This is a genomic window from Actinacidiphila sp. bgisy145 (assembly GCF_057708125.1).
The window spans coordinates 49350-72716 of sequence record NZ_JBYIRL010000035.1; the positions used below are offsets into that span (position 1 = coordinate 49350).

The 23367-nt window shown below is 73.6% G+C and carries 16 protein-coding genes; 6 read left to right on the top strand and 10 right to left on the bottom strand.

All coding sequences use genetic code 11. The features are described 5' to 3' along the window. Positions 1 to 19: 19 nt before the first annotated feature. Positions 20 to 2248: an MMPL family transporter gene (locus tag AC3ERT_RS27625; RefSeq protein ID WP_435177408.1), complete on the bottom strand. Its 2229-nt coding sequence runs from the start codon at positions 2246 to 2248 to the stop codon at positions 20 to 22. A gap of 310 nt (positions 2249 to 2558) precedes the next feature. Between AC3ERT_RS27625 and AC3ERT_RS27630 the strand changes: the two genes are divergently transcribed. Next, positions 2559 to 3140: a TetR/AcrR family transcriptional regulator gene (locus tag AC3ERT_RS27630; protein ID WP_335971122.1), complete on the top strand. Its 582-nt coding sequence runs from the start codon at positions 2559 to 2561 to the stop codon at positions 3138 to 3140. A gap of 36 nt (positions 3141 to 3176) precedes the next feature. Here the strand turns inward: AC3ERT_RS27630 and hutI are convergent, their stop codons facing one another. The 4 genes from hutI to hutU all read right to left on the bottom strand — a co-directional run bounded on the left by hutI (position 3177) and on the right by hutU (position 8978). Beyond that, positions 3177 to 4373, bottom strand: coding sequence for an imidazolonepropionase (gene hutI / locus AC3ERT_RS27635; protein WP_335971120.1), 1197 nt, complete (start codon positions 4371 to 4373; stop codon positions 3177 to 3179). Positions 4374 to 4639: 266 nt separating this feature from the next. Further along, entirely contained in the window at positions 4640 to 6001 is a 1362-nt protein-coding gene (locus AC3ERT_RS27640) for a formimidoylglutamate deiminase (RefSeq protein ID WP_435177410.1), read from the bottom strand. Further along, entirely contained in the window at positions 5992 to 7188 is a 1197-nt protein-coding gene (locus AC3ERT_RS27645) for an allantoate amidohydrolase (RefSeq protein ID WP_435177436.1), read from the bottom strand. The genes AC3ERT_RS27640 and AC3ERT_RS27645 overlap by 10 nt, the downstream gene beginning before the upstream one ends. Before the next feature lie 125 nt (positions 7189 to 7313). Then, positions 7314 to 8978 (bottom strand): urocanate hydratase, encoded by a 1665-nt coding sequence (gene hutU, locus AC3ERT_RS27650; protein ID WP_335971117.1) that lies wholly within the window; start codon positions 8976 to 8978, stop codon positions 7314 to 7316. Between the two features lie 141 nt (positions 8979 to 9119). Between hutU and AC3ERT_RS27655 the strand changes: the two genes are divergently transcribed. After that, a complete protein-coding gene (locus AC3ERT_RS27655; protein WP_435177438.1) occupies positions 9120 to 10454 on the top strand; it encodes a type III PLP-dependent enzyme domain-containing protein in 1335 nt (444 codons plus the stop codon). Between the two features lie 56 nt (positions 10455 to 10510). Here the strand turns inward: AC3ERT_RS27655 and AC3ERT_RS27660 are convergent, their stop codons facing one another. After that, positions 10511 to 11053: a hypothetical protein gene (locus tag AC3ERT_RS27660; protein WP_435177412.1), complete on the bottom strand. Its 543-nt coding sequence runs from the start codon at positions 11051 to 11053 to the stop codon at positions 10511 to 10513. 217 nt (positions 11054 to 11270) lie between these two features. Between AC3ERT_RS27660 and AC3ERT_RS27665 the strand changes: the two genes are divergently transcribed. Beyond that, the gene (locus AC3ERT_RS27665; protein WP_435177414.1) at positions 11271 to 12890 is read left to right on the top strand and encodes an LPXTG cell wall anchor domain-containing protein; all 1620 of its coding nucleotides are present in this window, start codon (positions 11271 to 11273) and stop codon (positions 12888 to 12890) included. 61 nt (positions 12891 to 12951) lie between these two features. On the opposite strand, the gene AC3ERT_RS27670 is transcribed toward AC3ERT_RS27665, so the two are convergent. The 3 genes from AC3ERT_RS27670 to AC3ERT_RS27680 form a co-directional block, all read right to left on the bottom strand. Further along, a complete protein-coding gene (locus AC3ERT_RS27670) occupies positions 12952 to 13818 on the bottom strand; it encodes a MurR/RpiR family transcriptional regulator (RefSeq protein WP_435177416.1) in 867 nt (288 codons plus the stop codon). Positions 13819 to 14030: 212 nt separating this feature from the next. Beyond that, the gene (locus AC3ERT_RS27675) at positions 14031 to 16220 is read right to left on the bottom strand and encodes an MMPL family transporter (RefSeq protein WP_335971108.1); all 2190 of its coding nucleotides are present in this window, start codon (positions 16218 to 16220) and stop codon (positions 14031 to 14033) included. Positions 16221 to 16439: 219 nt separating this feature from the next. Then, positions 16440 to 17810 (bottom strand): AMP-binding protein, encoded by a 1371-nt coding sequence (locus AC3ERT_RS27680; protein WP_435177418.1) that lies wholly within the window; start codon positions 17808 to 17810, stop codon positions 16440 to 16442. 91 nt (positions 17811 to 17901) lie between these two features. Here AC3ERT_RS27680 and AC3ERT_RS27685 point away from each other — a divergent pair, with 91 nt between their 5' ends. Next, positions 17902 to 18324, top strand: coding sequence for a hypothetical protein (locus AC3ERT_RS27685; protein WP_335971104.1), 423 nt, complete (start codon positions 17902 to 17904; stop codon positions 18322 to 18324). A 438-nt stretch (positions 18325 to 18762) separates the two neighbouring features. On the opposite strand, the gene AC3ERT_RS27690 is transcribed toward AC3ERT_RS27685, so the two are convergent. After that, positions 18763 to 20157 (bottom strand): cystathionine beta-synthase, encoded by a 1395-nt coding sequence (locus tag AC3ERT_RS27690; protein ID WP_335971102.1) that lies wholly within the window; start codon positions 20155 to 20157, stop codon positions 18763 to 18765. 255 nt (positions 20158 to 20412) lie between these two features. On the opposite strand from AC3ERT_RS27690, the gene AC3ERT_RS27695 reads away from it, so the two are divergent. Further along, entirely contained in the window at positions 20413 to 21474 is a 1062-nt protein-coding gene (locus AC3ERT_RS27695; protein ID WP_435177420.1) for an SGNH/GDSL hydrolase family protein, read from the top strand. Positions 21475 to 21988: 514 nt separating this feature from the next. Beyond that, positions 21989 to 23365, top strand: coding sequence for an NAD(P)/FAD-dependent oxidoreductase (locus tag AC3ERT_RS27700; protein WP_335971098.1), 1377 nt, complete (start codon positions 21989 to 21991; stop codon positions 23363 to 23365). The last annotated feature ends 2 nt before the right edge of the window (positions 23366 to 23367 follow it).

The following is a 23367-nucleotide window of genomic DNA, read 5'->3' on the forward strand; positions in this document are numbered from 1 at the left end:
GGCCTGCCGGCCGCCCGCGCTAGCCGACGGAGGCGTTCGCGGCCGACGCCGCCTTCGCCGCCTCGGCGCCGAAGGCGCCCTCGGCCAGCCGCTCCTCCAGCCGCTGCCCCTCGATGTCCGGGTCGGGCACGAAGCGCCCGAACCACTTCGGGTGGTACCAGATCCGGCCGCCGACGATGGCCATCACCGCCGGGACCAGGGTCAGCCGCACCACGAAGGCGTCGAGGAAGACGCCGACGGCGAAGCTGAAGCCGATCGCCTTGATGGTCGGGTTGGAGGTGAAGGTGAAGGCCACGAAGATCGAGAACATGATCAGCGCGGCCGCGGTGACCACCCGGGCCGACAGTGAGGTGCCGCGCTGCACCGCGGCGCGGGCGTCGCCGTGCCGGGTGTACTCCTCCTTGATGCGGGAGACGACGAACACCTCGTAGTCGCTGGACAGGCCGAAGATGATCGCGAGCATGATGATCGGCAGGAAGCTGATCGTCTCGCTCGGGGTGATGCCGAACAGGTGCTTGCCCCAGCCCCACTGGAAGACGGCGACCTGGGCGCCCAGGGCCGCGGCCATCGACAGCAGGAAGCCGACGATGGACTTCAGCGGCACCAGGATCGTGCGGAAGGCGAAGGTCAGCAGCACGAACGCCAGGCCGACGACCGCGATCAGGAAGACCGGCAGCGCGCTGGAGAGCTTGGCGGACACGTCGATGTTGGAGGCGGTGGTGCCGCCGACGAGGATGTGCGCGCCGGTGCCGGACTCGATCGCGGTCCGGTTGTCGCGCAGGTGGTGCACCAGGTCCTGGGTGGCGGCGTCGTTCGGTCCGGACTTCGGGACCACCCGGATCAGCGAGGTGCTGTGCTGCCCGGCGAGCGGGGTGACCTGGGCGACGTCCGCCTGCCGGCCGAGCGAGGCGGCGATCTTCGCGGTGTCCGCCGGCGCGGAGACGTCCTCGACGACGACCAGCAGCGCGCCGTTGAAGCCGGCGCCGAAGCCCTCGGTGGTCAGGTCGTACGCCTTGCGCTGGGTGTTGTCGGTCGGCTGGGAGGCGCCCGAGGGCAGGCCGAGCCGGATGCTCGCGGCGGGGATCGCCAGCACGCCCAGCAGCACCACGCCGATCACGGCGACCACCACGCGGTGCCGTACGACGAACCGCGCCCAGCGGGCGCCCGCGGTGCTGTACGGGTCGGCGGCGGTACGGCGCGCCACCCGCTCGGCGTGCGCGCCGAACTTCGGCAGCCGGCTGAAGCGGGCGATCCGGGGGCCGGCGAAGCCGAGGAGCGCGGGCAGCAGGGTCAGCGCGATGAGCAGTGCCACCGCGACCGAGGCGGCCGCGGACAGGCCCATGATCGTCAGGAACGGGATGCCGACCACGGTCAGGCCGCACAGGGCGATGATCACCGTGAGCGCGGCGAAGACCACCGAGCTGCCCGCGGTGCCCATCGCCAGCGGCACCGACTCCTCCGGTGAGACGCCGCGCAGCAGGTTGGCGCGGTGCCGGGACAGGATGAACAGGCCGTAGTCGATGCCGCAGGACAGCCCCAGCATCAGGGCGACGGTGGTGGAGGCGGAGGCGATGGTGATGACGGAGGCGACCGCCGTCACCCCCATCAAGGTGGTGATCACCCCGATGATCGCGCTGATGATCGGCATGCCGGCGGCGGCGAACGTGCCGAAGGTGATCATCAGGATCGCGAAGGCGATCACCAGGCCGACCAGTTCGGGCGTCTCGGAGATCTCGAAGCGCCAGCCCGGGTAGACGCTGCCGTTGTACTCGACCTGCACGCCGGCGGCGCGCACCGGTTTCATCGCGTCCTGCACGGCGTCGAGGTTGGCGTCCTTGACGTCCGGCGGCTTGGCGGTCCACTGGACCTGGCCGAGCGCGATCCGGCCGTCCTTGGAGACCAGGCGGCTGGTGAACGGGTCCACCGACTTCGACACCTGGGGCACGGACGACACCTTGGCCATCGCCGTGCGGATCTGCTTCTGCGTGGCGGGCGAGGTCACCGTGGTGCCGCTCTTCACCGCGAAGACGATGGTGCTCTGCCCGCCGCTGAACGCGGGGAGCTTGGCGCTGAGCACGTCGGACGCCTTCTGCGCCTCGGTGCCCGGGATCGTGAAGTCGTCGTTCGTCTTGCCGCCGCTGAGCTGGGCGATCGTGACGGCGGCGATCGCGGCCACCAGCCACAGCACGAGAACGAGGACGCGTCGCCGATAGGAAAAGCGGGCCAGGCGGTACAGATAACTGGACATAAGTGTCTTTCCCCACGTCTCCCGTGCATCCGGCGTCGGGTCGGCGCGGTTGCCGTCCCGCTCGACGACGCTAGGCTTTCACTAGCCGCTCGTCAAGCGAACCACTGGCCGATCGGCAGGTGATTCACCGGCCGCAGGCCAGTGAAACCGCCATGCCGGAAGGCACTCGCGGCGCGATGGGCCCGGCCGAACACCAGGTCGGACCGCGGGTCGGACCGAACGCGCACGGGCCCGGTGCGCGAGCTGGTGACGCTGTGTCCGGTGGCTTGTATGCTGCGCAAATCACGGGGGACGAAGGAGGAAAGCAGCCATGGCGACGTCGGCCAGGGGCCTGACCAGCCGCGCGGCGCAGGCCGAGCAGACCCGGCAGCAGATCCTCGACACCGCCCAGCGGCTCTTCTCGGAACTCGGCTACAGCGCGACCTCGCTCCAGATGATCGCGGACGAGCTGGGACTGACGAAGGCGGCGGTCTACTACCACTTCCGGGCGAAGCACGACATCCTGCACGCGGCGATGCAACCCGGGATGGAGCGGCTGAAGGCGCTCCTGGACGAGGCGGCGGCCCTCAGGGGCCGGCGGGCCAGGACCGAGCACCTCGTGCACGGCTTCGTGGCCTTCCTCGTCGCCAACCGGCAGAACATGGTGATGGCCGCGACCGACCCCGAATGGCACGAGCACCCGGACAAGTCCCATGTGACCGCCCTGCACGAGCGCGGGCTGCGGCTGATCTTCGGCGAGCGGCCCACCGGTGCCGAACGGCTCGCGTACGGCGTGGTCTTCACCGTGCCGGACCGCCTGGCCGAACTGACCGACCTCCCCGACGGCGAACTGTACGAGGTGCTGGCCTCGACCCTGCTGCGCATCCTGCGGGTGCCGCCCGCCCGGACCTGACCGGCCGCCGGTCGGGGGCGCGGCAGGGCCGCGCGCTCACCCGGCCGGGTACTGCGGGCGGACCCGCTCGCCCGCCTGCCACACGGCCGCGGTGAGCGGCACACCCGGGCGGTAGGCGAGGTGCACATGCGTGGGGGCGTCCAGCAGGTGCAGGTCCGCCCTGGCGCCGGGGGCGACCGTCCCGACGTCGGTACGGCGCAGGGCCCGCGCGCCGCCGAGGGTGGCGGCGCGGACCGCCTCGTCCGGGGTCATGCCCATGTCGCGGACGGCGACGGCGACGCAGAAGGCCATCGACGACGTGTACGACGACCCGGGGTTGCAGTCGGTGGACAGTGCCACGGTCGCCCCGGCGTCGAGCAGGCGCCGCGCGTCGGGGTAGGCGGCGCGCGTGGAGAACTCGGCGCCCGGCAGCAGGGTGGCCACGGTCCCGCCGCTCGCCAGGGCGTCCACGTCGGCGTCGGTGAGGTGGGTGCAGTGGTCGGCCGAGGCGGCGCCGAGCTCCACCGCGAGCCGCACGCCCGGGCCGTGGCCGAGCTGGTTGGCGTGCACCCGCGGGGTCAGACCGCGGGCGGCGCCCGCCTCGAGGACCGCCCGCGCCTGGTCCCCGTCGAAGGCGCCCTCCTCGCAGAACACGTCCACCCAGCGCGCGTGCGGCGCGCACGCGTCGAGCATCGGGCCGGTGACGAGCGCGACGTACCCGGCGGGGTCGTCGGCGAACTCCGGGGCGACCACGTGGGCGCCGAGATAGGTCGTCTCCGGGGTCTGCCCGGCCGCGATCCGCAGCGCGCGGGCCTCGTCGTGGACGGTCAGCCCGTAGCCGGACTTGACCTCGACCGTGGTGGTGCCCTGCCGCCGGGCCTCGGCGAGCAGGCGGGCGAGGTTGCCGGCCAGTTCCGCGTCGGAGGCGGCCCTCGTGGCCGCGACGGTGGTGCGGATGCCGCCGGCCGCGTACGGCTGCCCGGACATCCGCGCGGCGAACTCCGCGGCGCGGTCGCCCGCGAAGACGAGGTGGGCGTGGGAGTCCACGAAGCCGGGCAGGAGCGCGCGGCCGCCGGCGTCGACCCGGTTGTCAGTGGTGGGTGCTTTGCTGGAGGCACCGGTCCAGACGACGCGGTCGCCCTCGATGACGACGGCGGCGTCGCGGACCGTGCCGAGAGGGTTGTCCGCGCTGCTGAGGGAGGGATCGTTGGTGACCAGGCTGCCGATGCCGGTGATGGCCGTACTGACGGTCATGGCCTGCTCCTTCGTGGTGCTCGCGTGGACACGGGGGCCCGCGGCGGCGCGGCTGCCCGCCGGGGTTCGGGACCGTTTCGCGGGAGTACGGGGGTCCTCCGCGAAACGGTCCCGTCCCGGGGGCCGGCTGCGCGCCGGTTCGGCGGCGCGCCGTGCGCCCGCGGCACGGCCCGCCCCACTCGTCCTTCTGCTCGTAGGCGTGCTCGTAGGCGTGCTTGTACGCCTGCTCGTACGCCTGCCGCGCCGCGCACGGATGCCGGCCGCCCTCAGCCGCGCACGGCGGCGATCGCCGCGGCCAGCGCGCCCGCCACGTCCGGCACTCGCAGGTGCCGCCCGTCCGCGACGATCTGCCGCCCCGCCACCACGGTGTGCCGCACGTCCGCCGCGGTCGCCGCGAATACCGCGGTCTCGGCGCCGAGCCGGGGCGGCGGCCCCGCGGTGCGGACCGAGTCCAGCGCGATCGTGGTGAAGTCGGCGAGCGCGCCCGGCGCCAGCCGGCCCGCGTCGGGCCGGCCGAGACTGGCGTGCCCGTCGGCGGTGGCCGCGCGCAGCAGCTCCGCGGCGGTCCAGTGGCCGCGGGTGCGGGTGCGCAGCCGCTCGTTCAGCTCCATCGCGCGGGCCTCCTCCAGCAGGTCCACCACGGCGTGGCTGTCGCTGCCCAGGGCGAGCGGGCTGCCGGCCCGCTGAAGCGCGGGCGCGGGGCCGATGCCGTCGGCGAGGTCGCGTTCGGTGGTGGGGCACATGCACACCGCGGACCGCGCGCCGCCCAGCAGCGCGATGTCCTCGCCGGTGAGGTGGGTGGCGTGCACCGCGGTGGTGTTCGGGCCCCAGAAGTCCGCGTCGGCGAGCAGCCGGGCCGGGGTGCGGCCGTGCACGGCCAGGCACGCGTCGTTCTCGGCGGGCTGCTCGGACAGGTGGATGTGGACCGGCACGTGCCGGGTGCGCTCCGCGAAGGCGGTGTAGCCGTCGCTGTCCGCGAAGGCCCGTACCGAGTGCAGGGCCGCGCCGATCCGGGCGTGCCCGGCGCCGGTCGCGTCCTCGGCGTCCGCCAGGAGTGACCAGCGGTCGTACCACTGGTCGGCGGTGCCGTCGCCGAAGCGCCGCTGCGCGCCGTCCAGCGGCAGGTGGCCGCGCTCGGTGAGGCCGCCGCGCAGGTAGGCGGTGTCGAGCAGGGTGATCCGGATACCTGCCTCGGCGGCCGCTGCGATCAGCGCCCGGCCCATCGCGTTGGGGTCGGCGTAAGGCGTGCCGTCGGGCTGGTGGTGCAGGTAATGGAACTCGCCGACGCAGGTGATGCCCGCGAGCGCCATCTCGGCGTAGACCGCGCGGGCCAGGTCGAAGTAGGAGTCGGGGGTGAGGAGGGAGGCGGTGGCGTACATGGTCTCGCGCCAGGTCCAGAAGGTGCCGCCGCCCCGCTGGGCGGTGCCGCGCAGGGCGCGGTGGAAGGCGTGGCTGTGCGCGTTGGCCAGGCCCGGCAGCGTCAGGCCGCGCAGCGCGACGGCGCCGGGCGGAGGGGTGGGTGTGCCGGTGCGCAGCGAGGTGATCCGGCCGCCGTCCGCGGTCAGCAGCACGCCCGGCTCGACCGCGGGGTCCAGCCAGGCGTGCTCCAGCCAGTACGTCACCGGCACGCGAGCCCCTCCAGTACGTCGGCGAGCGCGGTGACGCCCGCGGCGCAGTCGTCCTCGGCCGCGAACTCCGCCGGCGCGTGCGAGACGCCGGTGGGGTTGCGTACGAACAGCATGGCGGTCGGCACCGCCGTGGCGAGGATGCCGGCGTCGTGTCCCGCGCCGGTCGGCAGCACCGGGGCGGGCGCGTCGGTGCCGAGCAGGGCGGCGAGCCGGTCGCGCAGGGTGTGCGCGAACTCGACCTCCGGGGTGAAGGACTCGCGGACCACGTCCACGGCGACGCCGTCGCGGAGGCCGCCCTCGCGCGCGGCGCGCTCGATCCCGGCCACGACGGCGGCGAGCGTCTCCTCGTCGGCGGCGCGGGAGTCGAGCCAGCCGCGGACGCGGGAGGCGATGGCGTTGACGCCGCCCGGTTCGACGGCGATCTTGCCGAAGGTGGCCAGCGCGCCGGCCAGCCGGGCCTGTTCGCGGGCGGCGAGCACCGTGCCGGCGTAGGTCAGCATCGGGTCGTGCCGGTCCGCGAGGCGGGTGGTGCCGGCGTGGTTGGCCTCGCCGTGGAAGTCGAAGCGCCAGCGGCCGTGCGGCCAGATCGCGGAGGCCACGCCGACCGGGTGGCCGGTCAGGTCCAGCGCCCGGCCCTGCTCGACGTGCAGTTCGACGAACGCGCCGACGCGCGCCAGCCGTTCGGGGTCGGCGCCGATCGCGTCGGGGTCGTACCCGGCGTGCTCCATGGCGCGGGCGAGCGTCACCCCGTCGGCGTCGCACAGCTGCCGGGCGTCCTCGGCCGTCAGGCGGCCCGCGGTCAGCCGGGAGCCGACGCAGGCCAGGCCGAAGCGGGCGCCTTCCTCGTCGCCGAAGTTCACCACGGCGAGCGGGCGGCGCGGCTGCGCGCCCCGAGCGCGCAGCTCGTCGACCGCGGCGAACGCGGAGACGACGCCCAGCGGCCCGTCGAAGGCGCCGCCGTCGGGCACGGAGTCCAGGTGCGAGCCGGTGACCACCGCGTCGCCGGCCGAAGGGTCGCCGAGCCAGGCCCACTGGTTGCCGTTGCGGTCGGTCTCGTACGCCAGGCCGCGGGCGGCGGCCTGCTCGCGAAACCAGGCGCGGCAGTCGGTGTCGGCGGGCGTCCAGGCGTAGCGGCGGTAGCCGCCGCTGGCGGCGTGGCGGCCGACGGCGGCCAGCTCGCGCCACATCGTCTGGAAGCCGGGCGCCGAAGGGGCCCGGCCGGCGGCCCGGGCACCGGCCGCCGGCCGGTCCGCGCCGCCCGGTCCGTCCGGTCCGCCGCCGAAGCCGCCGCCCTGCTTCCTCGCGGCGTCGCTCACGCTCCGTCGCCCTCCCGCATCGGCACCCGCACGCCCCGCTGCCCGGCGATCTCCTCGGCGCGGTCGTACCCGGCGTCCACGTGCCGGATGACGCCCATGCCGGGGTCGTTGGTGAGCACGCGGCGGATCTTCTCCGCGGCGAGCGGGGTGCCGTCGGCGACGGTGACCTGGCCGGCGTGGATGCTGCGGCCGATGCCGACGCCGCCGCCGTGGTGGATGGAGACCCAGGAGGCGCCCGAGGCGACGTTGACCATCGCGTTGAGCAGCGGCCAGTCGGCGATGGCGTCGGAGCCGTCGAGCATGCCCTCGGTCTCCCGGTAGGGGGAGGCGACGGAGCCGGTGTCCAGGTGGTCGCGGCCGATGACGATCGGCGCCTTGAGGGTGCCGTCGGCGACCATCTCGTTGAACCGCTCGCCGGCGCGGTCGCGTTCGCCGTAGCCGAGCCAGCAGATGCGGGCGGGCAGGCCCTGGAAGTGCACGCGCTCGCCGGCGAGCTTGATCCAGCGGGCCAGCGACTCGTTCTCGGGGAAGAGGTCGAGGATCGCCTTGTCGGTGTGGTGGATGTCGGCGGGGTCGCCGGACAGCGCCGCCCAGCGGAAGGGGCCCTTGCCCTCGCAGAACAGCGGCCTGATGTACGCGGGCACGAAGCCGGGGAAGGCGAACGCCCGCTCGTATCCGGCGAGCTGGGCCTCGCCGCGGATGGAGTTGCCGTAGTCGAAGACCTCGGCGCCGGCGTCCTGGAAGCCGACCATCGCCTCGACGTGCCGGGCCATGGACTCCCGGGCCCGCTGGGTGAAGTCGGCGGGCTTGTCTGCCGCGTAGGCGGCCATGTCGGCGAAGTCCATGCCGAGCGGGAGGTAGGCGAGCGGGTCGTGCGCGGAGGTCTGGTCGGTGACGACGTCGATCGGCGCGCCCATGGCGAGCAGCCGCGGCAGCACCTCGGCGGCGTTGCCCAGCACCCCGACGGACAGCGGGCGGCGGGCGTCGCGGGCCTCGGTGGCCAGGTGCAGCGCCTCGTCGAGGGAGTCGGCGCGCACGTCGAGGTAGCGGTGCTCGATGCGGCGGTCGATGGCGCGCGGGTCGCAGTCGACGCAGATGACCACGCCGCCGTTCATCGTCACGGCGAGCGGCTGGGCGCCGCCCATGCCGCCGAGCCCGGCGGTCAGCGTGATGGTGCCGGCCAGGCTGCCGCCGAAGCGCTTGGCGGCCACGGCGGCGAAGGTCTCGTAGGTGCCCTGGAGGATGCCTTGGGTGCCGATGTAGATCCAGGAGCCGGCGGTCATCTGCCCGTACATCGTCAGGCCGAGCGCTTCGAGGCGGCGGAACTCCTCCCAGGTGGCCCAGTCGCCGACCAGGTTGGAGTTGGCGATCAGCACCCTGGGTGCCCATTCGTGGGTCTGCATCACGCCGACCGGGCGGCCGGACTGGACGAGCATCGTCTCGTCCTGCTTCAGGCCCCGCAGGGTGCGCACCATGGCGTCGAAGGAGTTCCAGTCGCGGGCCGCCTTGCCGGTGCCGCCGTAGACGACGAGCTTGTCGGGGTGCTCGGCGACCTCGGGGTCCAGGTTGTTCTGGAGCATCCGCAGCGCGGCCTCCTGCTGCCAGCCCTGGGCGCTCAGTTGGGTGCCGCGCGGTGCGCGCACCGGCCTCGGTCCGGTCATCGGGCAAGCCTCCTTGGTGGCGGCGTCAATGGGGGTCGTACACGTGGCGCAGCTGGATATTCACATCCTCGTCTGCTGAATACCCCTAGTCAACAGGCCCCGGGTGGAAGTCCCGCGGGTGGAGGTGGTGTCATGGCGGACATGACGGATGAGCTGGGAATACGGCGGGCGCTCGCGCTGCGTGCCGCGGTGGAGCAGGGGCTGGCCGGCGAGGCCGAACCGGTGGTCGGGCTGCTGGACGTCGCGGGTATCGCCGAGTCGGCGCGCGCCCTGCACGCCGCGTTCGCCACACCCGGGGTGGCGGTGACGCACACCTTCGCGGTGAAGGCCGCCTCGCTGGTGCCGGTGCTCGGCCTGCTCGCCGAGTGCGGGCTCGGCGCGGAGGTGGCGAGCCCCGGCGAGCTGGCGCTCGCCCGCGCGGCCGGCGTCCCGGCGGAGCGCACCGTGCTCGACTCCCCCGCCAAAACCGTCGCCGAACTGCGCGAGGCGCTCGCCCTGGGCATCGCCGTCAACGCCGACAACCCCGAGGAACTGGCGCGGATCGACCGCCTGCGGGCGGCCGCGCCCGCCGGCTCCCCTGCCGGCCCCGTCGGCCTGCGGGTCAACCCGCAGGTCGGCGGCGGCAGCATCGGCGCGATGAGCACCGCCACCGCCAGCTCCAAGTTCGGGGTGGCGCTGCGCGACCCGGGCGCGCTGGAGTGGGCGCTCGACGCCTACGCGCGCAGGCCCTGGCTCAACCGGCTGCACACGCACACCGGTTCGCAGGGCGTGCCGCTGGAACTCATGGTCGCGGGCGTCCGGGCCGCCTACGAGCTGGCCGAGCGGATCAACGCGGCCGCCGGACGGCAGCAGGTCGACGCGCTCGACATCGGCGGCGGCCTGCCGGTCAACTTCGGCTCCGACGAGACGGCGCCGTCCTTCGCCGACTACGCCGACCTGCTGCGCGCGCAGATCCCCGGGCTCTTCGACGGCCGTTACGGCATCGTCACGGAGTTCGGCCGGTCCCTGCTCGCCAAGAACGGCACCGTGCTGGCGCGGGTGGAGTACGCCAAGTCCGCCGGCGGCCGGCCGATCGCCGTCACGCACGCCGGCGCGCAGGTCGCCACCCGTACGGTGTTCGTGCCCGACTCCTGGCCGATCCGGGTGCTGGCGCTCGACGCCGAGGGCGCGGAGAAGCGCGGCGAACCGGTGGTGCAGGACGTGGCGGGGCCGTGCTGCTTCGCCGGGGACCTCGTCGCCAAGGGCCGCGCGCTGCCGCTGCTGGCGTCCGGCGACCATGTGGCGCTGCTCGACACCGGCGCCTACTACTTCTCCAACCACTTCGCCTACAACTCGCTGCCGCGCCCGGCGGTGTACGGCTACCGCGTACGGGAGGGCGGCGCCGTGGCGTTCTCGCAGGTGCGGGCGGCCCAGTCGGAGGAGGAGCTGCTCGCGGAGAGCGGCGCCGGGTTCCCGGCACTGCGGCTCGAGCCGTAGGCCGTGTCCGCCCCCGTCCCGACCGGCCGGCGGGGGCCTCCAGCCGGGTGGGCCGCTCAGCGGCGGCGCCGGCCTCCCCCGGGGGCGGCGTCGCCCGCGGCGATACCGGTGAGCTGGTAGAGCGCCGGGTTGCCGTCGGGCCGGACCCACAGCAGCGCGTCCCGGGAGCGCTCGATCCGGGCCACCCCGCGCGAGCGCAGCCACAGGCCGGCGCCGACCCCGCCGAGCAGCATGCCCGCCGCGCACGGCAGGACGGCGTTCGAGGCGACGGCGAGCATGAACACGACCAGCAGCCACCAGCGGCGCCGCCGCACCCACGCCCGCGCGGTGACCTTGCGGTCCTGGAGGAAGACGGACTTCGCCGCGCGCGAGGCGCCCTTGGCGCGTTCGGCGTGCCGGCCGCGGCGGACGAGGAAGGACACCGCCGCCGCGACGACGAACAGGGCCGCGCCGGCCGTCACACCGATCCGTCGGCCGGTCGGGCTGAACGTCACGGCCGTGCCGGGCACCGCGGCGACCACGCCCAGCCACCACAGCCAGCCCGCCGCCACGCGCACCGTCACCGCCACCCGCGCCAATGTGTAGGCCCCGCGCACCACGTCGCGCTCCCTCCGCCGTCGCGCCGGCCCGCCGTCCCTTCAGTACGGCGGCACCGGCCAAGTGCTGGGCACGGACACTACTTCGCCAATCTCAGATTTTCGTTAAACCGGATGTCATCCACTCCCGCACAACCTTTCACCAGGACCGGCAGTCAGATGGGGTGTTCGTCACACCGGTGCGCCAGCGCGTGCGCAAAGGAACTTGGGGGAAGAACTGGTGACCTTGCATCTCACCTGGCGGCGGTCGGCCGCCGCGCTCACCGCCGCGGCACTCGCGCTGCTCGGCGCCGTCGCGGTCCAGGCGCCCGCGCGGGCCGCCGACGGGCCCACACTGCCGCTGGTCGTGCAGAGCACCAGCGTCGGGCTGCCGCAGCCGGACGACTCGGGCGACCCGCCCCAGATCAGCTGGTCGCTCGCCCCGCCGAGCAGCGGCCCGACCGTCACCGACGTGGTCGTCTCGCTGGACCTTTCCGGGATCAGCTCCTTCGCCACCGCCGACAGCGGCTACCCGGACGACACCGTCACCTGGGAGCGCGGCGATCTGGGCGTCGGCGGCACCGGCGGGCTGGTCGACCTCCACGCGAAGCCGGACGCGCCGCTGGGCAGCACCGGCACCGCGGTGTTGTCCGGCACCGCGGACAACGCGACGATCACCCCGATCACGGTCCGCGTCACCGTCGGCGCCGTCGGGCTGGTGGTGAACAAGCTCGCCAAGGTCGGCCACGCCAAGCCGGGCGACCACCTGACCGCCCCCGTCACGATCGCCAACACCGGCCAACTGGCTGCCGACGGCGCCTACCTGACGATGGCCACCACCGAGGGCCTGGCGTACACGCAGCACTTCTCCAACTGCGCGTACAGCAAGAAGTCGAACGACGACGTCATCGCCACGCTCGACAACAACATGGTCTGCCACTTCGACACGACGCTCCAACCCGGCGCGAAGTACCGGCTGTCCGCCCCGATCGGGATCGACGTCACCAGCAGCGCGATGTGGGACCTGGTCCGCTACAAGGCCGCTCCCGAGCCCGGCACCCCGGTGATCGGCCCGTCCGACCGGAGCGACGGCCCGGTGCTCACGCTCGTCGCGGACGGCGACGCGCCCAGCGGCGAGCAGAAGACCGCGGACTGGACCGTCGACACCGACAACACCGCGGACCTCGCGGCGGTCGGCGACACCGCGAGCGGCAAGCCGGGCGACACCGTGCAGGTCGTCGCCGCGATCCGGAACAACGGCCCGGCCAGTGTGGACAACGAGACCAGCGACGACCAGCTCGGCGTCATGGTCGACGTGCCCGAGGGCACCACCGCGGTGAAGGTGCCGGACGCCTGCTACACCTCGACGGAAGCCGGCCCGGGCACGCAGAAGACCGGAGCGCCGAAGTACATCTGCTGGACGAAGCCGCCGCTGCGGCCGGGCGCGAGCGTGAAGATGCCGTTCACGCTGCGGATCGACGCCGACGCCCCGGCGCTGGCCACCGGCACGGTGCGGGCCACCACCGTCTACGACTCGCCGCTGCCCTTCGACACCGACCCGACCGACAACACCGCCGCGCTGACCGTGCACGTCGAGGGCGGCGCGACCGCCACCCCGACCGCCTCCTCCGGCGGCAGCTCGACGGGCGGCGACGCGAGCACGCAGCTGACCACCGAGACCGGCGCCGGCAGCGCCCCGGGCAGCAGCACCACCACCGGCGGCACCGGCTCGCTCGCCTCGACCGGCAGCAGCGGCACCCGCACCCTCACGCTCGTCGGTGCCGCGGCCCTGGTCCTCGGCGGGGCGGCGCTCGCCCTCGCCCGCAGCCGCAGGGTCCGCCGCGCGGGCACCGGCGCCTGAGCACCCAGGGAGCCAGGGAGCCAGGCACCCGGTCACCACTGTCCGCGGCCCGCGGGGACGTTCACTCCATGAACAGCCCGCGGGCCGCGGCCTGCGCGTCGAACTCCTCCAGCCGCGCCTGCGCGTCCGGCAGGTCGTCGCACATCGACTCCAGCAGCACCCGGCCCAGCAGCATCGGCGCGCAGGCCGTGTCGAAGGCCAGCCCGGTGCCCACGGCCGCGGGCAGCAGCAGGTCGCTGTGCGCGGCCACCGGCGCGAACGCGCTGTCGGCCACGGTGACCACGGTCAGCCCGGCCTGCCGCGCGTGGCGCAGCGCGTCGGCCACCTCCCGCGGGTGCCGGGGCAGCGCGAAGCACAGCAGCGCGCTCGCCCCCGCCCGGACGGCCGCGTCGATCCGGTCCGCGAGCATGGTGCCGCCCTCGTCCAGCAGCCGCACGTCCGGGTGCACCTTCGCCGCGAAGTACGCGAAGCCGCGCGCCTGGGCGCCCGCCGCGCGCAGCCCGAGCACCGGCAGCGGCCGGGAGGCGGCCAGCACCGCCCCGGCCCGGGCCACCGGCCCGGGGTCGGCGAGCAGGTCGGCCAGGTGCCGCAGGTTCTCGATCTCCGCGTGCACCGCCTGCTGGTACTCGTTGTACGTGCTCGCGCCCGCCGGTTCGGCCGCCGGCGCCACCTCGCGCAGGTGCCTGCGCAGCGCCGGGTAGCCGTCGAAGCCCAGGGCGACCGCGAACCGCGTCACCGAGGGCTGGCTCACCCCGGCGAGCTCGGCCACCTCCACACTGGACAGGAACGCCGCCTCGTCGGCCCTGCGCACCAGGCAGTGCGCGATCCGCCGCTGGGTCGGCGTCAGCCGGTGCGACTCGAAGAGCTTCAGCAGCCGCGCGGAGGAGTTCCCCGCGCCGGCCCCTGGGTGGCCCGTACCGCCGTTCATCGCCGTCCCGTCCCCGTCCTGTCCGCAGCCGCGCCACCGGCCACCCCGGGGCGACCGGTATTCATCAGAACAAGACTCTGCATGACCATATGCAGCCGAGCAAGACGCGCCCCTTCGGGCGGCGCGCTTCTCCCGGCGGGGAACGGAAACGGAAAGGGCCGGACGGGCCTTGCGGCCCGTCCGGCCCTCCCTGGGGACGATGTGTGCGCAGGCTAGCGGCGGCCGGTCCCGTCCAGTTCCGGAGCGCCGTGCGTGCCGTCCTGACCGCCGCCCGCGGCGACCGCGGGGCTGCCGCCCCGCGGGCCGGTGGCGCGGTCCGCGTGGCCCGGCCACCAAGCGGCGTGCCCGATCAGCGCGGTGAGGCTCGGCGTGAAGAACAGCGCCATCACGAACGCCGCCACCACGATGCCGAAGGCGATCGCGAAGCCCATCTCGGTGAGGAAGGAGTTGCCGGAGAGCATCAGCGTGGCGAAGGTCGCCGCCAGGATGAACCCGGCGGAGGCGATCGTCGGGCCGGCGTGCCGCAGCGCCTCGGCGGCGGCCTCCCGCGGGGCGCGGCCCTCGCGGGCCTCCTCCCGCAATCGCGCGATCATCAGGATGTTGTAGTCCGTGCCGATCGCCACCACGAACAGGTACATGATGATCGGCAGCATGAAGATCAGCCCGCTGCCGCGGCCGAAGATCAGCACCGTGGCACCGAGCGTCGCGCCGAAGCCGAGGGCCACCGAGGCGATCAGGTACCAGGGGGCCACCACGCTGCGCAGCAGCAGCCCCAGGATCACCATGATGAGGATCGCGGCCACCGGGAAGACCGTGCGGTAGTCGTGGTTGACCGCCGCGTTGATGTCCCGGTAGATCGACGAGGTGCCGCCGACCACCGCCTCGGTTCCCGGCGGGGCGTTGTCCTTGGCGGCCGTGCGGACGTCGCCGACCGCCGCGATCGCCTTGTCACTGGCGCCGGAGTACTTCAGCGTCAGGTTGAACAGGGCCGTGGTGCCGTCCTTGTTCAGCCCGGTGCTCCGGTCGAAGCTCGCCGTGGCGACACCGTCGACCTTGGCCAGCTTGTCCTTGTACGCGGTGAAGTCCACACCGGACAGCGACTTGCCGTCGGTGCTGGTGAGGAAGACCGAGGTCGGGTCGGCAGCACCGGCGGAGTACGCCTTCTGCATGCTGTCCTGGACGACCATCGACTCCTTGGTCTTGGGGATGGACCCGGAGGCGAGGTCGTAGTCGGCCTTGTAGCCGAGGGTGCCCAGCGCGAGCAGCACCATCACCAGGCCGGAGACGATCGCCACCAGCCCCGCCCGGCTGCCCAGCATCCGGCCGATCGAGGTGAAGCGGGTGCCGGACGGCTCCTGGTTCCACTTCTTGCCCGGCCAGAACAGCGCCCGCGGCGGGATCAGCGAGCAGATCGCCGGGAAGAGCGTGAGCCCCGCGATCAGCGTGACCGCGACGAGGATGGCCAGGGCCGGGCCCAGCTGGGTGAGGAAGCCCAGGGTGGACAGGGCCAGCGCCAGGAAGGAGATGATCACCGCGCCGGCCGCCGAGGCGATCGCCTCACCGACCCTGGTGACGCTGTTGATCATCGCTTCCTTGGGCTCGTCGCCCAGCCGCAGCCGTTCTCGGTAGCGGAACATCAGGAACAGGAAGTAGTCCGTGCCGACGCCGAGCACCACCACGATCAGCAGCGCGGAGATCGAGCTGTTGGCCTGGAGGCCGAAGAGCTTGGTGGCGTAGGAGATCAGGCCGTTGGACGTGGTGAAGACCAGGCCCATCAGGATCACCAGCGGCATGATCGCGACCAGCGGGGACCGGAAGATGATCAGCAGCGTGATGATGATGATCAGCAGCGAGCCGACCAGTGCGACGGCGTCCGAGGTGTTGCCCGCCTCGGACTGGTCGAGGTTCTGCGCGGCCGAGCCACCCACCTGGACCTTCAGGTCGGTGCCCTTGGCGAGGTCCTTGGAGTCGGTGCGCAGCGCCTTGGCCGCGTCGGCCTGCTTGGGCTGCCCGTCGGACTTCTTGTCCATCTGGACGTAGGCGGTGGAGAACTTGTGGTCCTTGGACTCGCTGCCCGCGACGACCTTCTGGACCTGGTCGATGTGCTTGCCGCCGAGGCCCTTGGTGATCGTGTCGATGTCGGCCTTGTCGGCAGCGGTCAGCGGGCCGTTGTCGTTCCGCTGGTAGAGGACGATCGCCGACGGCGTGAACGCCGAGGGGAACGCCTTCTCCTGGAGGTCCATCGCCTTGATCGACTGATAGCTGCTGGGCAGGAAGCTGCTTTCGTCACTGTTGGACGGCAGGCTCGGTGCGGTGGCGACGATCGCGACGGCTGCGACGAGCCACGCCACGATCGTCCATACGGGATGGCGGACGACGGCGCGTCCGATGCGGTGGAACATGCGGTGCTGCCTCCATGGCAGGACATATCACCGCCACCCTTTGGAGCGGTACCCGGGTATCGGCGACCCGGACGGCGCGCACGCCGACCGGAGATTGTCATATGGGCGGGTTGTGAGCCAGATCCTACTTGCCGCCCGGCTAGGGGCAAACCGCCACCCCGGGGCGACCGCCGTCCGCACCGGGCCGCGGCGAACGGGACCCCGGTATGAGTACCCCGGTCACATCGGCGGGAGCAACCGCTTTTGCGGCTTGCCCATGGCGTTGCGCGGGAGTTCACCGAGAAAGCGCACCCGGCGGGGCCGCTTGTGCACGGACAGCCGGCTGGCGACGAAGTCGGTGAGCTCGGTGGCGCTCACCCCGTCGGCGACCACGTACGCGACGATCTCCTGCCCCAGGTCGGTGTGCGGCGCGCCGACCACCGCCGCCTCGCGTACCGCCGGATGGGCGAGCAGCGCGTTCTCCACCTCGCCCGCGCCGATCCGGTAGCCGCCGGACTTGATCAGGTCGGTGGAGGCCCGCCCGACGATCCGGTGCGTGCCGTCCGCGTCGACCGCCGCGATGTCGCCGGTACGGAACCAGCCGTCGTCGGTGTACGACGCCGCGGTCGCCTCCGGGCGGCCGAGGTAGCCGTCGAAGAGGGTCGGGCCGGTGAGCTGGAGTTCGCCGATGCCGTCGGCGGACTCGGCGATCCTCGTGCTGATCCCCGCCAGCGGGGTGCCGACCGCACCCGGGTGCCGCGGGCCGTCCGCCCGCGCCGAGACGGTGATCAGCGACTCCGTCATGCCGTAGCGCTCCACCGGTTCACGGCCGGTCAGCCGGGCCAGCGACTCGAAGACCGGCACCGGCAGCGGCGCGCTGCCCGACACCAGCAGCCGCGCCCCCGACAGCGCCCGCGCCGCCGCCTCGTCGCGCACCACCCGGTGCCAGACGGTGGGCACCCCGAAGTAGAGGGTGCCGCCGGCCGCCGCGTACGCCGCCGGGGTCGGCCGGCCGGTGTGCACCAGGCGGCTGCCCACCCGCAGCGCGCCGAGCACGCCCAGCACCAGGCCGTGCACATGGAACAGCGGCAGCCCGTGCACCAGGGTGTCGTCCGCCGTCCACTGCCATGCCTGCGCCAGCGCGTCGAGGTCCGCGGCGATCGCCGCCCGGGAGATCATCACGCCCTTGGGCGGGCCGGTCGTCCCCGACGTGTAGAGCACCAGCGCGGGCCTGCCGCCCTCGTCGTCCGCCCCCGCCCCGGCACCCGCCCCGCCGTCGGCCCGCTCGGTGAAGTCCGCGCGCTCGGCGAAGTCCACCGCGACCACGTCGGCGCCGGAGTCCCGCAGGACGTGCGCCCGCTCGTCCGGCCCGGCGTCCGGGGCGAGCGGCACCACCGGCACCCCGGCCAGCAGCCCGCCCACCACGGCCGCGACCGTCTCCAGCGACGCGCCCGCCTCCACCGCGAACGCCTCCCGCCCGGCCACCCGCCGTGCGACCGCCCCCGCGGCGCCGAGCAGTTCCTCGTAGCTGCACGCCCTGCCGTCGACCCGCAGCGCGTCGGGGCGGTCCGGCCCCTCCTGCAACGCGGTGAGCAGCGGCACCGATGCCATGGGAATCCTCCTACTGGACGGTCCAACCCCCGGGAGAACCGGGGGGTTAGCCCCAGTGTCGCCCACCCGCCCCGCCTCTACGGTGGCCTTCATGGACGCCCGCGACCCGGAACTCAAGAAGGAACTCGCCGCCACCCTGGAGGCGCGCAGGACACTCGGCGACGAGTACGAGCCGGCCCTCGTCGACTCGTTCATGGAGAAGGTGGCCACCCGCGTGGACAGCCACGTCGAGCAGCGGGTGCGCCGTGAACTGGCCCAGCAGCAGACCTCGTCGGCGCGCGCCGACCGCCGCCCGATCGGGCCGCCGCAGGGCAGCCCCCGCTTCGCGCGCTACGGCTTCGCCGGCTTCACGATGATCGCGGCGATCCCGCTCTCCGCGATCGGGGCGGTCAACGCGGGCACCACCGGGCTGCTGATCACCTGGGCCGGCATCGTGGCGGTCAACGTCGCCCAGGGCATGGGCAGCCTCTTCACCAGGGACCGCCGCCCGCACGACGAGGACGAGTGGAAGTAGGGGAAGCGGGGGCCGCCGGGGGCCGCGGAACCGGACAGCGGGTGCGCCGCGCCGGATTCCGCGAGCTGGTACGTCCACGTCACGTCCACGCAGCACGTGCTTAACACGCGTCCGGCACATTGGGTGGTGTCGAAAGCGCGGGCGGTTCCGCCGGCCGCGCCGGCACCCAAGTGGCGCCAAGGCTTCCGGAGCGGCTCCCGGACTCCATGGTGACCCTGGACGCGCAGGCCCGGCCCTGACCCGGCCCGCGTCCGCAGGCGAGGACCGCCGTCGTCCCGCCCCCCGGGCTGCGATGCCCCGGGGGTGCGGCGGTCCTCGCCTTTTCCGCTGCCCGCGTTCCTCCGTGTCCTTTCCGTGTCCCTTCCGTGTCCCTTCCCCCGGGCGGACCGGACCGGGCGGCTCCGCCCCGGACCGGCCCGCCGCCCGCCCCGGACCTGCTCAGACGGTGCCGGCGCCGTGCGCGGCGAGGAAGCCCAGCAGGTCCTGGCGGCTGACCACGTTGGTCGGCTTGCCCTCGACCAGGACGATGGCCGCGTCCGCGCGCTCCAGCACCGTCATCAGGTCGCCGATCGGCTCGCCGGAGCCGACCTGCGGCAGCGGCGGGCACAGGTGCTTCTCCAGCGGGTCGTCCAGCCCGGCGCGCTTGGCGAACAGGGCGTCCAGCAGCTCGCGTTCGACCACCGAGCCGATCACCTCGGCCGCCATGACGTCGGGGTGCCCGGCGCCGGGCTTGACCACGGGCATCTGCGAGACGCCGTACTCGCGCAGCACCTCGATCGCCTGGCCGACGGTCTCGTCCGGGTGCATGTGCACCAGGTTGGGCAGGCCGCCGTCCTTGCGCGCGAGCACGTCCGCCACCCGCGGCTCGCCCTCGCCCTCGTCGAGGAAGCCGTGCGAGCCCATCCACTCGTCGCTGAAGATCTTCGACAGGTAGCCGCGGCCGCTGTCGGGCAGCAGCACCACGACGACGTCGTCCGGGCCGAGCCCGGCGGCCACCTCCAGGGCCGCGACGACCGCCATCCCGCAGGAGCCGCCGACGAGCAGGCCCTCCTCCCGGGCGAGCCGGCGGGTCATCTGGAAAGAGTCCTTGTCGGAGACCGCCACGATCCCGTCGGCCACCTCGCGGTCGTAGGCGGTCGGCCAGAAGTCCTCGCCGACGCCCTCGACGAGGTACGGGCGCCCGGAGCCGCCGCTGTAGACGGAGCCCTCGGGGTCGGCGCCGATGACCTTCACCCGGCCGCCGCTGGCGTCCTTGAGGTAGCGGCCGGTGCCGGAGATGGTGCCGCCGGTGCCGACGCCGGCCACGAAGTGGGTGATCCGGCCCTCGGTCTGCTCCCACAGCTCGGGGCCGGTCGAGTGGTAGTGCGACAGCGGGTTGTTCGGGTTGCTGTACTGGTCCGGCTTCCAGGCGTTGGGCGTCTCGCGCACCAGGCGGTCGGACACGTTGTAGTACGAGTCCGGGTGGCTGGGGTCCACGGCCGTCGGGCAGACCACGACCTCGGCACCGTAGGCGCGCAGGACGTTGATCTTGTCCGCCGAGACCTTGTCCGGGCAGACGAAGACGCAGTGGTAGCCCTTGCGCTGGGCGACCATCGCCAGGCCGACCCCGGTGTTGCCGGAGGTGGGCTCCACGATGGTGCCGCCGGGGCGCAGTTCGCCGCTCTCCTCCGCGGCTTCGATCATCCGCAGGGCGATCCGGTCCTTGACCGAGCCTCCGGGGTTGAAGTACTCGACCTTCGCCAGGACGGTCGCTCTGATTCCCGCGGTCACGCTGTTGAGCCTCACCAGCGGGGTGTTGCCGACGAGACTGATCATCGAGTCGTGAAACTGCACCGTTGTCTCCGGGTTCTCCGTAATGGTGGCAACAGATTAGAGCCTGGGGGAAACCCGGACGATGCGGTCTGCGCCCCGGCGGGTCAGCGCCGCGCGGGCCGGCGCCGCGATGGGCCGGCACCCCGGTGGGTAGAGAAGCCGCGGAGGCGGCGAAGCCGCGGGGGGCCGCTGCCCGGTCTTCGGCGTGTGGCGGGGTGGCGGGTGCGCGCGGTGCCGCATGGTGGGTACGGACAGTCCAGGGAGGTGGCCGGCTTGATGTCCAGGGCGAGGGTGGCACGGCGGATCGCGACCGCGGCGGCGTTCGGCGGCGGCGGGATCAGCCTGCTGGGCGGGGCCGCGGTCGGGCTGCTGCTGACCGAGGCGCGGCTGGCGAAGCGGGTGGTCGGCGGGTCGGGCGATGTGCCGCCGCGGGCCGACGGCCGGTACGGCTCGGCGTTCGCGCACCGCACCGGCGAGCCGCCGCTGCGGCTGGGCTTCCTGGGCGACTCCACCGCGGCCGGGCAGGGGGTGCGGCGGGCCCGGGAGACGCCCGGGGCGCTGCTCGCCTCGGGGCTGGCGGCGGTGGCCGAGCGCCCGGTGAAGCTGACGAACGTGGCGCTGTCCGGTGCCAAGTCCGACGACCTGGACCGCCAGGTGTCGCTGCTGCTGGACCCGGCGCTGCCGCCGCCGGACGTGGCGGTGCTGATGATCGGCGCGAACGACGTGACGCGCCGGATGCCGCTGTCCACCTCGGTGCGGCTGCTGTCCGACGCGGTGCGGCGGCTGCGCGAGGCCGGTACGGAGGTGGTGGTCGGCACCTGCCCGGACCTGGGGTCGGTGGAGCCGGTCTACCAGCCGCTGCGGTGGCTGGCCCGGCGGGCGAGCCGGCAGCTCGCGGCGGCGCAGACCATCGCGGTGGTGGACCTGGGCGGGCGTACGGTCTCGCTCGGCGATCTGCTGGGCCCGGAGTTCGAGGCGCGGCCGCGCGAGCTGTTCGGGCCGGACAACTTCCATCCGTCCGCGGAGGGTTACGCGACGGCGGCGATGGCGCTCCTGCCTACCCTGTGCGCCTCGCTGGGGCTGTGGCCGGAGGCCGACGAGCGGCCGGACGCGCGGCGCGGCGAGGGCTTCCTGCCGGTCGCGCAGGCGGCGGCGGAGGCCGCGGAGGAGGGCGGTACGGAGGTGACGGCCGCCCGCACCGTGTCCTCCGGCCCGCGCGGGCCGTGGGCGCTGCTGAAGCGGCGGCGGCGCCGTCCGGTGGAGCAGGAGCACCCGCAGGAGGAGAGCGGGGCGGCGGCCGACACCTCGGCGGAGGGTGCGGCCCGGCGCGGCGCGTGAGGTCGCAGCGTGCGGGCGCGGCGTGAGGGCGGCGTGCGGGCGGGCTGTCGCGGGCGGCGCGCCCGGTGCCGCGCGTCCGCCCAGGGGTTCACCTACTCCTGTAACCTCACCCGGAAACGGTGCCCGTACGCGCTCACTTGAGAGGGCGATCATGCCTGGTGAGCGCGCCGCGAGAGGCTGCCGGGGCACTCGGTCCACAGCTCCCCGACATCCTTTGTGAAACTCTTCACATGAAGTTCCCGCCCGGCGGGTCAACTTTCCGCGCCCCGGGGGGCCGAATCCCCCTGTGCGCAGGGGCCGTCCGCGCTCCCGGGGCGCCGGGCGGCGGGCCGGCCGTACCGGCGCAGCGGCGATCGACGCTGTTCAGCGCCGTGTACAACTACGGGTGGCCACTCCGGACCGGCCGAGGCAGCCTTGCCCCCGTCCATGAAGGCGCGCAGTGTAGCAGGGGGTGTCCATACCCTTGTGAAGGGGCTCACGAGGGGCACCCCGGAGTGTGCTGGATACTCGAAGCATGAGCACCACGGAGCGTCCACGGATCCTCGTAGTAGGCGGCGGTTACGTCGGCCTGTACGCGGCGCGCCGCATCATGAAGAAGATGCGGTACGGCGAGGCGACCGTCACGGTCGTCGACCCGCGCTCGTACATGACGTACCAGCCCTTCCTTCCCGAAACCGCAGCGGGCAGCATCTCCCCGCGGCACGTCGTCGTCCCGCTGCGGCGCGTGCTGCCCGGGGTCGAGGTGCTCACCGGACGGGTCGCCACCATCGACCAGGACCGCAAGGTCGCCTCGGTCGAGCCCCTGGTCGGCGAGGCGTACGAGCTGCCCTTCGACTACCTCGTGATCGCGCTCGGCGCGGTCTCCCGCACCTTCCCGATCCCCGGCCTGGCCGAGAACGGCATCGGGATGAAGGGCGTGGAGGAGGCGATCGGCCTGCGCAACCACGTGCTGGAGCAGCTCGACAAGGCCGACTCCACCACCGACGAGGAGATCCGCCGCAAGGCGCTCACCTTCGTCTTCGTCGGCGGCGGCTTCGCCGGCGCGGAGACGATCGGCGAGGTCGAGGACATGGCCCGCGACGCGGCGAAGTACTACCCGAACGTGAAGCGCGAGGACATGCGCTTCATCCTCGTGGACGCCGCGGACAAGATCCTCCCCGAGGTCGGCCCGCAGCTGGGCAAGTGGGGTCTTGAGCACCTCAAGGAGCGCGGTATCGAGGTCTACCTCGGCACCTCCATGAAGTCCTGCGTCGACAAGCACGTGGTGCTCGCCAACGGGCTCGAGGTCGACGCCTCCACCATCGTGTGGACCGCCGGTGTGAAGCCGAACCCGGTGCTGGCGAAGTTCGGCCTGCCGCTGGGCCCGCGCGGCCACGTGGACACCGCGCCGACCCTCCAGGTGCAGGGCACCGACTACATCTGGGCCGCGGGCGACAACGCCCAGGTGCCGGACCTGTCCAAGGGCGAGGGCGCCTGGTGCCCGCCGAACGCGCAGCACGCGCTGCGCCAGGCCAAGGTGCTCGGTGACAACGTGGTCTCCGGGATGCGCGGCTTCCCGCAGCAGGACTACAAGCACGCCAACAAGGGCGCGGTCGCGGGCCTGGGCCTGCACAAGGGCGTCGCGATGATCGTGTTCGGCAAGACCACGATCAAGCTCAAGGGCCGCCTCGCCTGGTACATGCACCGCGGCTACCACGGCCTGGCCGTGCCGACCTGGAACCGCAAGATCCGGGTCTTCGCCGACTGGACGCTCGGCATGTTCCTCAAGCGCGAGGTCGTCGCGCTCGGCGCCATCGAGAACCCCCGCGAGGAGTTCTACGAGGCCGCGCGGCCGATCCCGGCACCGGCCGCCGAGAAGCGCCCCGAGGGCGCGGAGAAGGTCGCCTCCTAGCA

Excerpts from the sequence above, each read along its gene's own strand:
- AC3ERT_RS27655 (WP_435177438.1), top strand. The coding sequence starts at position 9,120 with ATGACGGATGAGCTGGGAATACGGCGGGCGCTCGCGCTGCGTGCCGCG.
- AC3ERT_RS27680 (WP_435177418.1), bottom strand. The coding sequence starts at position 17,810 with ATGGCATCGGTGCCGCTGCTCACCGCGTTGCAGGAGGGGCCGGACCGC.
- AC3ERT_RS27625 (WP_435177408.1), bottom strand. The coding sequence starts at position 2,248 with ATGTCCAGTTATCTGTACCGCCTGGCCCGCTTTTCCTATCGGCGACGC.
- hutI (WP_335971120.1), bottom strand. The coding sequence starts at position 4,373 with ATGACCGTCAGTACGGCCATCACCGGCATCGGCAGCCTGGTCACCAAC.
- AC3ERT_RS27675 (WP_335971108.1), bottom strand. The coding sequence starts at position 16,220 with ATGTTCCACCGCATCGGACGCGCCGTCGTCCGCCATCCCGTATGGACG.
- AC3ERT_RS27695 (WP_435177420.1), top strand. The coding sequence starts at position 20,413 with ATGTCCAGGGCGAGGGTGGCACGGCGGATCGCGACCGCGGCGGCGTTC.
- AC3ERT_RS27670 (WP_435177416.1), bottom strand. The coding sequence starts at position 13,818 with ATGAACGGCGGTACGGGCCACCCAGGGGCCGGCGCGGGGAACTCCTCC.
- AC3ERT_RS27645 (WP_435177436.1), bottom strand. The coding sequence starts at position 7,188 with ATGTGGCGCGAGCTGGCCGCCGTCGGCCGCCACGCCGCCAGCGGCGGC.
- AC3ERT_RS27630 (WP_335971122.1), top strand. The coding sequence starts at position 2,559 with ATGGCGACGTCGGCCAGGGGCCTGACCAGCCGCGCGGCGCAGGCCGAG.
- hutU (WP_335971117.1), bottom strand. The coding sequence starts at position 8,978 with ATGACCGGACCGAGGCCGGTGCGCGCACCGCGCGGCACCCAACTGAGC.
- AC3ERT_RS27700 (WP_335971098.1), top strand. The coding sequence starts at position 21,989 with ATGAGCACCACGGAGCGTCCACGGATCCTCGTAGTAGGCGGCGGTTAC.
- AC3ERT_RS27685 (WP_335971104.1), top strand. The coding sequence starts at position 17,902 with ATGGACGCCCGCGACCCGGAACTCAAGAAGGAACTCGCCGCCACCCTG.